Annotated in this window: 13 protein-coding genes; 12 read left to right on the top strand and 1 reads right to left on the bottom strand. The window is 45.5% G+C overall.

Features of this window, described 5'->3' with window-relative positions; all coding sequences use genetic code 11:
- Positions 1 to 13: 13 nt before the first annotated feature.
- Positions 14 to 262 (top strand): hypothetical protein, encoded by a 249-nt coding sequence (locus tag BM299_RS01805; RefSeq protein ID WP_092481751.1) that lies wholly within the window; start codon positions 14 to 16, stop codon positions 260 to 262.
- 253 nt (positions 263 to 515) lie between these two features.
- On the opposite strand, the gene BM299_RS01810 is transcribed toward BM299_RS01805, so the two are convergent.
- The gene (locus tag BM299_RS01810) at positions 516 to 1,493 is read right to left on the bottom strand and encodes a hypothetical protein (protein WP_092481752.1); all 978 of its coding nucleotides are present in this window, start codon (positions 1,491 to 1,493) and stop codon (positions 516 to 518) included.
- A gap of 296 nt (positions 1,494 to 1,789) precedes the next feature.
- Between BM299_RS01810 and BM299_RS01815 the strand changes: the two genes are divergently transcribed.
- From BM299_RS01815 to BM299_RS01865, 11 genes are all read left to right on the top strand, one after another.
- Positions 1,790 to 2,398: a DUF8042 domain-containing protein gene (locus BM299_RS01815; RefSeq protein WP_092481753.1), complete on the top strand. Its 609-nt coding sequence runs from the start codon at positions 1,790 to 1,792 to the stop codon at positions 2,396 to 2,398.
- Positions 2,385 to 4,274, top strand: a complete 1,890-nt coding sequence (locus tag BM299_RS01820; RefSeq protein ID WP_092481754.1) for a motility associated factor glycosyltransferase family protein — start codon at positions 2,385 to 2,387, stop codon at positions 4,272 to 4,274. Before BM299_RS01815 ends, BM299_RS01820 begins: the two co-directional genes overlap by 14 nt.
- Before the next feature lie 123 nt (positions 4,275 to 4,397).
- Complete coding sequence (locus BM299_RS01825; protein ID WP_092481755.1) at positions 4,398 to 5,786, top strand: B12-binding domain-containing radical SAM protein; 1,389 nt, start codon at positions 4,398 to 4,400, stop codon at positions 5,784 to 5,786.
- Between the two features lie 81 nt (positions 5,787 to 5,867).
- A complete protein-coding gene (locus BM299_RS01830; RefSeq protein ID WP_092481756.1) occupies positions 5,868 to 6,866 on the top strand; it encodes a hypothetical protein in 999 nt (332 codons plus the stop codon).
- 9 nt (positions 6,867 to 6,875) lie between these two features.
- Positions 6,876 to 7,853, top strand: a complete 978-nt coding sequence (locus tag BM299_RS01835) for an NAD-dependent 4,6-dehydratase LegB (protein ID WP_092481757.1) — start codon at positions 6,876 to 6,878, stop codon at positions 7,851 to 7,853.
- Positions 7,854 to 7,866: 13 nt separating this feature from the next.
- A complete protein-coding gene (locus tag BM299_RS01840) occupies positions 7,867 to 8,976 on the top strand; it encodes a LegC family aminotransferase (protein ID WP_092481853.1) in 1,110 nt (369 codons plus the stop codon).
- Positions 8,977 to 8,983: 7 nt separating this feature from the next.
- The gene (locus tag BM299_RS01845; RefSeq protein ID WP_165608133.1) at positions 8,984 to 9,667 is read left to right on the top strand and encodes an acetyltransferase; all 684 of its coding nucleotides are present in this window, start codon (positions 8,984 to 8,986) and stop codon (positions 9,665 to 9,667) included.
- A gap of 7 nt (positions 9,668 to 9,674) precedes the next feature.
- The gene (gene neuC, locus BM299_RS01850) at positions 9,675 to 10,874 is read left to right on the top strand and encodes a UDP-N-acetylglucosamine 2-epimerase (RefSeq protein ID WP_092481759.1); all 1,200 of its coding nucleotides are present in this window, start codon (positions 9,675 to 9,677) and stop codon (positions 10,872 to 10,874) included.
- Positions 10,867 to 11,883, top strand: a complete 1,017-nt coding sequence (gene neuB / locus BM299_RS01855; RefSeq protein WP_092481854.1) for an N-acetylneuraminate synthase — start codon at positions 10,867 to 10,869, stop codon at positions 11,881 to 11,883. Before neuC ends, neuB begins: the two co-directional genes overlap by 8 nt.
- 23 nt (positions 11,884 to 11,906) lie before the next feature.
- Entirely contained in the window at positions 11,907 to 12,971 is a 1,065-nt protein-coding gene (locus BM299_RS01860; RefSeq protein ID WP_092481760.1) for a nucleotidyltransferase family protein, read from the top strand.
- Positions 12,972 to 12,974: 3 nt separating this feature from the next.
- Positions 12,975 to 13,685, top strand: a complete 711-nt coding sequence (locus BM299_RS01865; protein ID WP_092481761.1) for an acylneuraminate cytidylyltransferase family protein — start codon at positions 12,975 to 12,977, stop codon at positions 13,683 to 13,685.
- Positions 13,686 to 13,720 lie beyond the last annotated feature (35 nt).

Genomic DNA, 13,720 nt, shown 5'->3' on the forward strand with positions numbered 1-13,720 from the left:
ATCACCGGGTGAATTGCTGGGAAACCCTGAGAGCCTCCCGCCCGACAGCGAAGCCGGAAACGGCAGGCGCGATGGTCGAAAAGCCGGGAGGATTGGGCAACCAGCAGCCGAGCCCCTGTGCCGAAAGGCTGGGGAAGGTTCAACGACTAGGGCATACCACCTGCGGCCGCCAAGCGGTACGGTGATGAAGCCCGTAGGGCGCCTGGAGGCGCCCGAAGCGCCCGGCTCCCGCCGGAAAAGGCGGGATGAAGATATAGTCTAGGCGCCGGCGAAAGCCGGCGGGCCGGCAGAGCACAGGCCAACCAACAGCCCCAGGGAGTCCTCCAGCTCCTGCGGTAATCTCGACTCAAGAATATTACAGTAAGCTCATGGTAAACTGGAAGTGTATATTTTCCTTCCGGTTTACCTTTTTATTATTTCTATAGTCAAAACTTTAACATCTTATACGACGTGTAATTGTGAACGGTACTACAGCGCATCCTGGCCAGCGGTTCTTGTCCCCGGGGTCCTGATCACTATAATTCGGAAATGCACTTGTACTTATAATATGTAGCATAATACGTCCGCATAAAACCTGCGTCCAACAATCGTCTATGTACTTCGACTGGCTTTAGTTTCTTGCTTATACCATTCTTTAAAATTTCAATTTCCTGTTCCGTCCAGTAATTTACTGGACAAGCAATAGAAAGTGTCCGCTGATGTTTTTTCGACAGTTCACGCACATGTCTGTTCAGATCGTACTTTCTCTGGAAAATATTCAACTTAACCTGTGATAAATAGGGAGATATCATTTTACTTATTAATTTAATTTGAGTGATTCCAGATATGGTCAAACGGATTCCACTTTCCGCTGATGCCTTTGTAAAGGAAAGTTGCAAACCAGTAGCCCGTTCAATAATTTCCTTTAATTGTAAACCAATTTCCCTGGCAAAACCCTGGCTGTAAATAACATATTCAAAAGTGACGGTATTTCGCGTAATTGACGAGATTAAGGAACCGTCATCACCAATAAGGATGGCCATCGCCAGCCATGGTTCCTTTGAAAATATTTCCTCGCACATTTGTAGAGCAACCTGATCGGGGTATTTTTCCCGCTTCTTTCTTTGGCTTGTAATTTTATTTTTGTTGGATTGTGCTCTATAGAAGTGCCGTTCAAGCTCTGAAAACAGCGGGTTCGACTGGGAGGTTAGGGAATAAGACCCGTCTCCAAAACTGGTAATCCGGAAAAACGGATGTGGTGGAAGGAAGCGGGATTTGAATTTCAGCCATTCGTACTGGTCAGCTCCGTGGTGATCGCGGAATACGGCGTATCCCCTGGGTACAGGGCACAGGTCTGCATCCCCTATTAGGCTTGCTATGATGACAGTCATAGCTTGGGGGTACTTTTTTATAGTATCCAGAAAAAGTTTGTGCTTAATACGGTAATTCGAGTGTAATTTCTTGTTCCAATAATCAGCCTGCATTTGATTAGAAATTAAATGATTAATATCCATTATACCACTCCAAACAAATGTTCCAATTTAATCATACCATAAATATATGACTTTGTAACCTTAGATTGTATTACCACGGTGGTATTTTTTAGGTGAAGCTGAAATCCAAAGAGAGAGGATTTATATTTTATGTGTAGAATTGTCTAAATAAGTCAACTTATGGTTTTTGTCAAACAGATTGCGTTAAAGTACAGGTTACTTATAGCGCTATCGCTTAAAGGGTTTTTTAAATACTTAAGAATGAAGCAGGAAATGTCGAATATATGGGTAGGGGTAATATTTCGGAGGGGTTCGCTATGGAGGTAAAAATCTTAGGCCAAAGTATATTTTTCAACAATCAATCTACCTCAGCGCAAAAGATAATTGAGGTTATAAACCAGCTAATCCGTGATTCTGGCTTGTTTTTAAGTTGTCTGAAGGTGAATGGAAAAGATATTTACAATGACTTTGAATTTTATATAGAAGAACATCTCAATACTATTCAAGTTATTGAAGTGGAAGTAAAAAATAGAAAAGAGTGGCTTGATGACATGTTGCTCTCTGGTGCTCGTTATCTGGAACGCAGTATCCCGGCGGTTCAACAGCTTGCCGACCGGTTTTATCAAGGGCCCTCCGCCGGTACATGGACACAATTTGCACAATTATTGGAAGGGGTGGAGTGGCTGGTCCAACTAATCCACGGGATGGAACAAAATAAACTCCTATATCCCGGTTGGGGCACTAACATTACGGTTGCAGCAAGTTTTAAAGAAGCGTTGGATAATCTTGCTGAAGCTATGGAAAATTCCGACACGATTTTAATTGCGGACATCATTAATTATGAAATAATGCCTCTTTTGGAGTCCCTTATGGTTGACGTTCAAAAAACCATCGACTCTGAGGTGAAAAGAAATGATCTTAATTGACAATATTAATTTTTTGAGGGAGCAGTTTCCTGCCGTATGGGAAAACATTAAGGACATAAGTGATAACGGATTATCTACTGTGGCTCAAGTATTCCCGGCTAAGAGCGGTGTCCCTACTCTTATGTGGACAGCCCAGGGGCGGTCGGTTTATCTTCACAGTAAATATGACCCTGTTCAGGAAGCAGAACGTTTGATCAGCAAATATGAGGATGCGAGGGATTATGACCATGTAATGTTTTACGGTGTGGGGTTAGGCTATCATATTGAGGCGTTTATGAAAAAGTATCCCCACCTTTCCTTTTCGCTTTACGAACCCAGCAAAATAATATTTTCACAATTTTTATCCCATAGGTCGTTAAATTTATTACCTGCGAAAAAATTAAAAAATATATACTTGGAAATGAATTCAACAGACATATCTAATAATTTAAATGATTTTATGAAAGTCATCAATAGTCAAAAGGTTCTTCTGGTTATCCTGCCCAGTTATGAGCGGGTTTTTAAGGAGGAATACGAGCATTTCACCACGTTATTTAGACAGCTAATTTCTGATAGACGTTTTTCCCTCAATACTAATGTCGCCTTTGAAAAGCGTTGGATTATCAATAGTTTGCTCAATCTCCCTGAAACCGTCACGACTCCCAATGCGTTTTATGATCTTAACCAGGAATGTTTTCTAAATAAACCCGCCCTGCTTGTGGCAGCGGGACCCTCACTGCAAGAAGATATTGAAGAAGTCCGCTATATAAAAGAAAACGGCCTGGCTTATATTTTTTCAGTGGGTTCGGCCATTAATGTTTTATTGGCCCATGGGATATACCCGGACTTTGCGTGTACTTATGACCCGTCCCACTTTAACCAAAAGGTATTTGAGAAGGTTGTGAAGGAGGGCATTTCTACTATTCCACTGATTTTTGGCAGCAGTGTCGGGTATGAAACGCTTACTGCTTACCCCGGTCCGAAACTGCATATGCTTACCAGTCAGGATACGGTTGCCCCTTTCTTTTTAAGAAGGGAAGATATTTCAGATTTAGAAACAGTCCAAGACGCACCTTCCATAGCGGTAATAACCCTGCAATTGCTGCATAAACTGGGTTGCAATCCGGTTTTTCTTGCCGGCCAAAACCTAGCTTATAAAGATAATAAATCCTACTCGCAAGGAATTGAATACTATTCGGGTATAGTTGGTGAACAGGAGCTTAAAAGGGCGATAACTGTTGAGGATGTCTACGGTAACGAGGTATATACAAGCGAAACCTTTAACAAAATGAGAAAAAATATGGAAATGCTTATTTCGTTATATACCAACCAGCAAATTATTAACACCACTAAGGGTGGCGCAAAAATTGCGGGAACCACTTTTATACCGCTAGAAAAAGTTATTAAAGAGATGCTGGTAGAACGTGTAGTAAGGGATAACTGGCTGCAAAAGAAATATAATTATGACATGGAATATCTGGCCGGACAGCTTACCGTGATGGATACAGAATATAAAAATATCTTTAAAATAATTAAATCTATTATTAATATCTTTAAAGAAATGAATAATTTGATAACTACGAATAATAAACAACAGCTGGAAAAAACATTTCCAAAATTGGATAAAGCATTTACTAAAATAAGGGAAAACAAGTTTTATGAACTGTTTCTCATGCCGATGAACAGAGTGCAGTTTGAATTGTTGACAAGTCAAATAGCAAATATTCGTTTTGAAAAAAATCAATTTTATAAAGCACGAAAGGTTACTCAATACTTTGGAAAATATATCTACTTGTGCAAAAAAGATTTAGAGCTTATAACTCCGCTATGGAAGAACGTACACGGAACAATGCTTCAAAAAATAGAAAGTTGTAGAGTTAATAATGGTAAAAAATGAAATTTGAAACGGAAAAACGTTTGATAAGGGGTTATTTATTTAACATAAAAAATACTCGTTACCGGCGCCGATGGCTTTATCGGTTCACATTTAATTGAAGTGTTTGGATTGTGAGGTGTAAGAATGAGAATTCTTTTAGTCGTTTATGATAATGACTCATATATATCATGGTTTCCGCAGGGTTTGGCTTATATTGCAGCAGTATGCCGGAATGTAGGTTATGAAGTTAAAATTTACAACCAGGATGTTTATCATTGGCCGGAATCACATCTACTTGATTTGTTAAATAAGGAGCGCTTTGACGTAATTGGTGTCAGTGTTATTGCAGGATATTATCAGTATAGAAAATTATTGAAGATTTCTGATGCCATAAACAAGGCGAAATATAGACCTTTCTACATAATTGGAGGGCACGGCCCCGCGCCTGAGCCAGAATACTTTTTAAAAAAGACCAAGGCCGATGCTGTTGTTATTGGAGAGGGAGAAAATACAATTATTGAACTGTTGGAGGCGGTAAGAGGATTAAGGTCTTTATCTTCAGTGAATGGAATTGCATATATGGAGAATGGGAAATGTGTTAAAACTCCCGCTCGTGAACTGATTAAAAACATCGATGAGATTCCCTTTCCTGCCTGGGATCTTTTTCCGATGGACCATTATGCCCTGTTAAGAATGCCCCATATCAAGAACAGCGAGAGTTGCATGCCTGTATTATCCGGGAGAGGATGTACCTTTAAATGCAACTTTTGCTATCGTATGGATAAAGGTTTTAGAGCCAGGACGGCTGAGAGTATCATTGAAGAGATCCAAATTCTTCAGAAAGATTATGGTATCTCATATATCGCATTTTCGGATGAATTGCTCATGAGTTCAACCAAAAGGACAATTGAACTTTGCACGAGTTTTATTAAAGCAAAACTTAATATTAAGTGGGATTGTAACGGGAGGCTGAACTATGCCAAACCGGACGTCCTTAAGTTAATGAAAGAAGCAGGTTGTGTTTTTATTAATTATGGTATTGAATCGTTAGATGAGAAGGCTCTACGTGTTATGGGCAAGGGGCTTACTGTTAAGCAGATCATTACAGGTATTGAAAATACCCTGGCGGCCGGTATTAGCCCCGGGTTTAATATTATATTCGGCAATATCGGGGAGACGGCCGAATCATTAAATCGCGGAGTAGATTTCCTGCTTAAATACGATGATCACGCACAGATGAGAACAATACGGCCGGTAACCCCTTATCCCGGGTCACCTTTATATTACTATGCAATCGAAAAAGGTCTATTAAAAGATTGTGAAGATTTTTATGAAAATAAACATGTGAATTCTGATTTATTGTCTGTTAACTTTACGGATATGAGTGATGATGAATTTCATAGGCTTCTTTATGAAGCAAACAAGAAACTTATTACAAATTATTTTTCAGCTCAGCTAAGTAAGACGCTTAATACTGCAGAAAATCTGTATCTAAATAAAGATGCTAGTTTTAGAGGCTTTAGGCAGAGTTAGATATGTCACGGTTTATAACGAAGCGAATTAATTAATGTTCTATGCAAGATATAAAGATATAAAGATAATATGGAGGTAGACATGCTGACCATACCTTATGAATCCTCAAATTTTGGGCCGAGCATGGGGCCATTATTCCAAGGAGTTAATAATTTATCATGTACCTGGGAAGAAATAATCTGGGCAGCGATCACAGTAGGAAGAAAAAACTGGTCTCATGTAATTCGTTTTGGGGAATATTCAAGGTTTGAAATTTTGTACCGCTTATCCATCGTCTATGCGAATCTTCAACAGGAGAACAACAGCTTAATTCGTTCTCATGCATATATAAATCTTGATCCTTCCGAAAAATCGGCTATATCTTATTTCTTGGGCTTAACAAGTGCGAAACTATTTGCGGCAAAATTGCTCAACGTCTTTTGGCTTATGCATATTGAAAAATATCAAAATATTCATCAAATGCAATTTTGGAACGGGAGGTCAAGACCGGATCTCTTTGGCCCGAATAATAGAAGGGAATGGGTTGTTATAGAAGCTAAAGGACGGTCAAATAGATTTGATTCTCAAACTCTTGAAAAGGCTAAATACCAAGTGCGTATGTTAAGAACAATCGCCGGGCAGTTTCCTGTGCTTAGGGTCGCCCTGGAGAGTCATTTCAGAAATTCTACTTTTCAGGTATTTTGGAAGGACCCTGAAGGATTTGACGAAAATAGCTTTGACTTAAATATTCAATTGTGTAATTTTATATATGATTATTATCTACCATTTATAGTATTGTTTAATGATAATAAAGTTGATGTAAACACTATCAATGCTTACCAACGCAAATATGACGTTGTAAATATCTACGAAGCTGACATAAAGATTGGATTGGATGCAAAGTTAAGATCCTTATTCCAGGAATCCCCTATAGATGAAAAACAAGCCGGGCAGGTAATGGAAGTTATTTTTAACTTGCCGGAACCGGTATCAGACGGGCAATTAATGATTGGCGGAGATGGAATTCTGGTGTCTCTTGGACGTAGTTGGGATGAAGAAAAAATGAAATTGGAACCGGTAAAACGTGCACATAAGGAGTAAATAGGAATAATGAAATATAAAATTTTGGTTACTGGTGCAGCAGGTTTCATCGGCTCGCATCTTGTTGAAGAACTGGTTAAACAGGGAAATTATGTCAGGGCACTTGTCCGCTACAATTCCCGCAATGAGTGGGGCTGGCTGCAGACGCTGCCGTGCCTTACGGACATCGAAATTCATACCGGGGACATTCGCGATTACGACAGCGTCAGAAACGCCGTCCGCGATGTTGAGGTTGTTTTCCACCTTGCAGCCCTTATCGGTATTCCTTATTCGTACATTTCACCACTGGCCTATATCAAAACAAATATAGAAGGAACCTACAATATCCTCCAGGCCGCCCGGGAAGAAGGGGTGCGGCGGGTGGTGCATACCTCCACTTCCGAGGTGTACGGCACAGCCCGGTATGTGCCCATCAACGAAGAACACCCCCTGCAGGCACAATCCCCTTACGCGGCTACTAAAATTGCCGCCGACCAACTGGCTTTAAGCTTTCACCGTTCCTTCGGCTTGCAGGTGGTGGTGGTGAGGCCTTTTAATACTTTCGGCCCCCGGCAGTCGGCCCGGGCTGTTATTCCCACCATTATTACCCAGGTGCTGGCCGGCGCCCGGGTTATCCGTCTGGGCAATCTCAACCCGACCCGCGACTTTAATTATGTACGTGATACCGTTTCAGGAATGATAACGGTGGGGCTTTCTGATCGTACTCTGGGTCAGGTGGTAAACGTGGGCAGCGGGCGGGAAGTCTCTATAGGCGAACTGGTACGGCACATCGAAAATGTTGTTGGAAGGGATATTTTTGTTGAGCAGGAAGAGGATCGCGTCAGGCCCGTGGACAGTGAAGTGGAGCGTCTATTGTGCGACAACCGCCGGGCATACGAGCTTTCCGGCTGGGCTCCCCGTTACACTCTGGAGGAAGGTCTTTCGGAGACTGTGGACTGGTTGAGGGAAAACCTTTACTTATATAAACCGGAGCTTTATAATGTGTAGGAGGAAATCTTTGGTGGTCGAATTTCGCATTCCCTTGGACGCGCCTAATATCGGCGAACTGGAGAAAGAATATGTAATGCGCGCCCTGGAAAGCGGCTACGTTTCCTCGGTTGGGCCAATGGTAACCGAGTTTGAGGAGTGTTTTGCCGCATATGTGGGCGCACGGTATGCCGTGGCCACGGTAAACGGCACCGCCGCCCTGCACCTGGCCCTGAGGCTTTTGGGGATCGGTCCTGGCGACGAAGTGATTGTCCCGGCACTTACCTTTATTGCCACCGTAAATCCGGTAGTTTATGCAGGGGCCACCCCGGTGGTGGTTGACGTAGACCCATTGACTTGGAATATTGATCCCGGTAAAGTTGAAAAGGCAATAACAGAACGTACCCGGGCCATTATTCCCGTCCATTTATACGGCAACCCCGCGGACATGCGCCGGATACTCGATGTGGCGCGCGAATACGACCTCTACGTTGTGGAGGATGCCACTGAGGCGCTGGGCGCCACTTATAAAGGCCAGCACGTAGGCACGTTTGGCGATATCGGGGTATTCAGCTTCAACGGAAACAAGGTGATCACCACGGGCGGCGGAGGCATGCTGGTGACCAGCAATCCCGACCTGGCCTCCCGGGCACGCCTGCTGGTCAACCAGGGACGGGCACCCGAGGCAATTGAATACGAACACTTGGAGATCGGCTATAATTACCGGTTAACCAATTTGCAGGCCGCATTGGGTCTGGCCCAACTGGAGCGGCTGCCGGATTTTTTGAGCACCAAGCAGCGTAACGCGGCACTTTACCGTGAACTCCTTCAGGACAAACCTGGCCTGGAATGGCAGCACGAATTGGAGGAGGCGGTCAGTAATTGGTGGCTTTTCTCCGTGCTGATTGACCCGGATAATTTTGGCGTGGACAGGAATGCTGCAAGGGGAAAATTGGTAGCTGCAGGTATTCAAGTGCGGCCTTTATTTATGCCCCTTACAAAACAGCCTTCATATAAACATTACGGCTTAAACGGATGTCCGAAAGCCGAATCTTTACATAAAAACGGACTTAATTTGCCCAGCACCAGTTTTCTTACCGCAGAGGATATTCGACATGTGTGTGAAGTACTTCTTAGCAGGTGAAATAAATATGCCACCGGGTGAAATTGTGACTGCAGGAGAAACAAAAATACCCATTGTAATCATCGGCGCAGGTGGCCACGCGGCGGTAATCGCGGACATTATCCAGAAACAAGGGAGGTATGGCATAATTGGTTATACCGCTCCCAGAGAACGATCACCCGCTGCCAGTTGGGGCTACAATTACCTGGGTGACGACAGCATTCTTCCCAATCTACTGCAAAAAGATATTACCCTGGTCGCCCTCGGTGTCGGTGGCACCGGAGATAACCGGCCGCGTTCTCAGCTGTATGAGCAAATCCGGGCACTCGGATTCTCCTTCCCAGTGTTATCCCACCCGACAGCCATCGTCTCCGGCAATGTAATTCTGGGAAATGGTACTGTAATTGCTCCCGGTGCGGTGGTCAACCCCGGAGTGGAAACCGGCAAAAATGTAATTATCAACTCTGGCGCCGTGATCGAACACGACTCTTCAATTGGCGATCACGTTCATGTGGCACCGGGTACGGTAATATGCGGTGACGTGCGGGTGGGTCGCCTGGCTCACGTCGGCGCTGGCGCCGTTATTATCCAGCGGGTAAAGATAGGCGAAGGCGCCATTATTGGAGCAGGGGCGGTGGTGCTTCGTGATGTGGAGCCTTGGACGGTAGTAGCAGGGAATCCGGCCAGGGTCATAAGAGAACTTGAGGAATGATTGAAAAATGCGAAAAGTAATGGCATTCACGGCCACGCGGGCTGAGTATGGTCTTCTTAAGCCTTTGTTAAAGGCAATTATGGCTTCACCCAATTTAGATCTATCGATTATGGTTGCTGGCTCTCACCTTTCGCCCACACAGGGCCGTACAGTACAAGAAATCAAAAACGATGGCCTACCAGTTGCCTACCTGGTTGATAATCTTCTGGCCTCCGATACCCCCGGTGCTCTTGTCAAATCTGTCGGTTTAGGATTGGTAGAATCTGCTACGTACTTTTCCGGCCAAACCCCAGATATTGTTATTCTACTGGGTGATCGTTATGAACTCTTCATTCCGTTAATTGCAGCGCTTATTTATAGAATCCCTGTTGCTCATCTCTGTGGAGGGGAAACAACAGAAGGAGCTCTTGATGAGCAGGTGCGCCATGCCATCACCAAGATGGCCCACCTTCATTTCCCCAGCACCTTTGAATATGGACGGCGCACCAGACAAATGGGGGAAGAGGCCTGGCGTATCCATGTTGTCGGCGCACCGGGTGTGGAGAATATCATGCGCGCGGAGTTAATGCCTCCTGAAGAGATACAAGCCCGCTTTAGTATTGATGTCAATCAGCCCATACTTTTGATCACCTATCATCCAGAAACTTTAACCAAGGAGCAAGATCCCGCGCAACAGGTAGCTATTCTTATCTCTGCTTTAAAGGAATTCTATGATTTTCAGCAGGTTATTACCTATCCGGGCAAAGAGGTTGGATTCAGAAAGATTATTGAGGCCTGGGAAGCCTACGCGGCTGAATATCCAAATGTCAAGTTGCATAAAAGTTTGGGCACCCGCGGTTATTTGGGAGTTATGAAATATGCGGCGGCAGTGGTGGGCAATTCCTCCAGCGGTATTATCGAGGCACCTTCGCTCAAAGTGCCCACCGTTAACATTGGCGACAGGCAAAAGGGGCGGGTACGGGCAAAAAGCGTCATTGATGTGCCCTGCCGCAAAGAAGATATTGTGGCCGGTTTACAAAAGGCACTGTACGACGAGCAATTCCGCCGTGATGTGAAAAATGTTCAAAATCCTTATGACCCCTACGGGGATGGCAATGTAAGCGGCCGGGTAGTTTCCGTTTTAGAATCAATACCCCTGGACAGACGGTTACTGGAAAAGAAGCTGGACTTTCCAACAACGGAAGAGGTGGTGTCCTTTGGTGCCTGAAAAAGGTGTTTTTATTATTGCCGAAGCAGGGATTAATCATAATGGAAGTCTCAATATTGCCAAACTCTTGGTGGATACTACTGTTAAAGCCGGCGCTGATGCGGTGAAATTTCAGACCTTCATTCCGGAGCAGGTGGTGGCAAAAGACGCGGAAAGAGCATCGTACCAGCAGGTCAACATGCCGGGATACCAAGAATCGCAGTTGGAGATGATCCGGCGGCTGACACTTTCGTCCGTAGAATTTCGTGAATTAAAGGCCTGCTGCGACCGGGCGGGCATTATGTTTTTATCTACTCCGTTCGATTATTATAGTGTGGACCTCTTGGATACGCTGGAGGTACCCTTTTTTAAAATCGCTTCCGGTGAACTGACCAACCTTCCTTTTTTAAAGTACGTTGCAGCCAAAGGAAGACCGCTTATCCTGTCCACCGGTATGGCTACCCTTGGCGAAATTGAGGAAGCGCTTGAAACGCTGCAGAAAGCCGGGGCGCGGGAAATCACCCTCCTGCACTGTACATCCAACTATCCGACTACGTTTGAAGAAGTGAATCTAAAGGCAATGATTACTTTGCGGCAGGCTTTTGGTTTACCGGTTGGCTACTCGGATCACACCCGGGGTATTGAAGTGGCCATAGCGGCTGCCGCGCTGGGGGCCTGTGTGATTGAAAAGCATTTTACGCTGGACCGGGAAATGGAAGGCCCCGACCATAAGGCCTCCCTGGAACCTGATGAACTGGCGGCTATGGTTCAAGCTATCCGTAATGTCGAAAAGGCTTTAGGAGACGGTTTTAAACGTCCCGGCCCGGGTGAAAGGGAAATCATGCGTGCTGCCAGACGTAGTCTGGTTGCCGCGGTTGATATAGCCGCAGGGGAGGTAATCACACCGGACAAGTTGGCCGTCAAAAGACCGGGGACAGGCATACCGCCGAAGATGTGGGATGTAGTTGTAGGCCGGCGCGCCAGAACGGATATTTCAGCCGATACAGTGATCACCTGGGAAATGATCTGAATCTTTCTTTGGAGGCGTAGCCTATGGAACTTAGCGATAAATTGGAGAAGGTTCAGGTGTCTCCTGATCTGCCTATCGTACAGGCACTGGAAAAGATGGACCGTGCCGCCCGGCAAATATTGCTAGTAACGGATGAGGACGGCCGCCTGTTGGGCACGATCACGGATGGCGATGTACGCCGTGCCCTCCTAGAGGGAGTCAACTTGCAAGAACTCGTTTCGCGCATAATGAACCCGTATCCGAAAATCCTCCCGGCAGGTTCTTCCTTAGAAGCTGCCCGCCAGTTAATGGTTGATCATGGCATTCGACATGTTCCGCTTGTCGATAAACTTGGGCGGGTTGTGGACCTGTTGGTCTGGCAGGAACTGTTTTTGCCCAGGGCGGAAGCTCACTCTGAAAGAGTGGTCATTATGGCCGGGGGGCAGGGTACGCGGCTGGACCCCTTTACCAGAGTTCTCCCCAAACCCATGATTCCACTACGAGACAAGCCTATTATCGAGGTCATTATGGAAAAATTTTACCACCAGGGGCTCAGCCAGTTTATCCTGTGCCTTGGTTACAAGGCCGAGATAATTCGCCTTTACTTCAATGGCAATACGCGTCCTTACCATATTGATTTTGTTCAGGAAGAGGCTCCTCTGGGCACGGCCGGCGCCCTTTCCCTGCTGGCCGGGCATCTCGATGGTACATTTTTGTTAACTAATTGCGATATTATTGTGGAAATGGATTACGCCCATTTACTGCAGTACCACCGGGAGCGGGAAAATACGATCACCATAGTGGGAGCGCTGAAAGAATTTGTCGTTCCTTACGGCGTTTTGCGCACCGAAGACAGCAGTTTCTGGATCGAGGAAAAACCTAACTTTCACTTCCTGGTGAATACGGGGCTTTATGTGCTGGAGCCCGCCGTGCTGACTCTGGTGCCGGAAGGAAAAAGAATTGACATGCCGGAGCTTATAAATGCCGTGCAGGACCAGGAGCTCCGTATCGGAGTTTACCCGCATTACGGCCGCTGGTTTGACATCGGGCAATGGGATGAATACCAGCAAACGCTTAAATTCTTTGAAACCATGGGTTTTGGAGGGTAGAAATTGTTTAAAGGTCTATCAGTCCTCGGCTTTATACCGGCCAGGGCCGGATCAAAAGGGCTTCCCGGGAAAAACATCAGGCCGCTGGCCGGCAAGCCGCTTATCGTTTATACAATAGAGGCGGCCAGGAGAAGCGGCGTATTTGATTACCTGATGGTTTCGACCGATGGGGGAGATATCGCCGGTATTGCCCGGAAGGCTGGGGCAGATGTCCCGTTTATGCGTCCGGCCGGGTTAGCCACCGATAATGCCAGAGGCATTGACGTGCTCCACCACGCCATGTCCTGGCTGGAGGAGCGGGGTAAAAAGTATGATTGTGTAATGACCCTGCAGCCCACCAGCCCCCTGCGTAGCGCTGAGGATATTATTGCAGCACTAGATCATTTGATCGAACGCGATGCCGACGCAATCGTGTCTGTTTGTGAAGTTGAACATCACCCGTGGTGGAGCAATACTTTGCCCGAGGACGATTGCATGAAAGATTTTCTCAGGCCCGGCATTCCGGCCAACCGCCAGGAATTACCCAAATATTATCGTCTTAACGGAGCCATTTACCTGGCATGGTGGGACTTTATCCGTGAGCGTGAAAACTGGTTTGGTTCGGATACATTTGCCTACGTTATGCCTCGGCAAAGATCGGTTGATATTGATGAAGAAATGGATTTGTTACTAGCGGAATTAATCCTAAAACTTCAACTTGAATCCAGAAAGTAACCGTTAGGAATCACACTCGGGCTGGTTCTTGAAGG

This window comes from Desulfoscipio geothermicus DSM 3669 (genome assembly GCF_900115975.1).
GTDB lineage: Bacteria > Bacillota > Desulfotomaculia > Desulfotomaculales > Desulfallaceae > Desulfoscipio > Desulfoscipio geothermicus.

Bases quoted from the DNA above. Each gene is read 5' to 3' on its own strand.
- BM299_RS01835 (WP_092481757.1), top strand. From the start codon at position 6,876: ATGAAATATAAAATTTTGGTTACTGGTGCAGCAGGTTTCATCGGCTCG.
- BM299_RS01825 (WP_092481755.1), top strand. From the start codon at position 4,398: ATGAGAATTCTTTTAGTCGTTTATGATAATGACTCATATATATCATGG.
- BM299_RS01810 (WP_092481752.1), bottom strand. From the start codon at position 1,493: ATGGATATTAATCATTTAATTTCTAATCAAATGCAGGCTGATTATTGG.
- BM299_RS01845 (WP_165608133.1), top strand. From the start codon at position 8,984: ATGCCACCGGGTGAAATTGTGACTGCAGGAGAAACAAAAATACCCATT.
- BM299_RS01860 (WP_092481760.1), top strand. From the start codon at position 11,907: ATGGAACTTAGCGATAAATTGGAGAAGGTTCAGGTGTCTCCTGATCTG.
- BM299_RS01830 (WP_092481756.1), top strand. From the start codon at position 5,868: ATGCTGACCATACCTTATGAATCCTCAAATTTTGGGCCGAGCATGGGG.
- BM299_RS01820 (WP_092481754.1), top strand. From the start codon at position 2,385: ATGATCTTAATTGACAATATTAATTTTTTGAGGGAGCAGTTTCCTGCC.
- neuC (WP_092481759.1), top strand. From the start codon at position 9,675: ATGCGAAAAGTAATGGCATTCACGGCCACGCGGGCTGAGTATGGTCTT.
- BM299_RS01815 (WP_092481753.1), top strand. From the start codon at position 1,790: ATGGAGGTAAAAATCTTAGGCCAAAGTATATTTTTCAACAATCAATCT.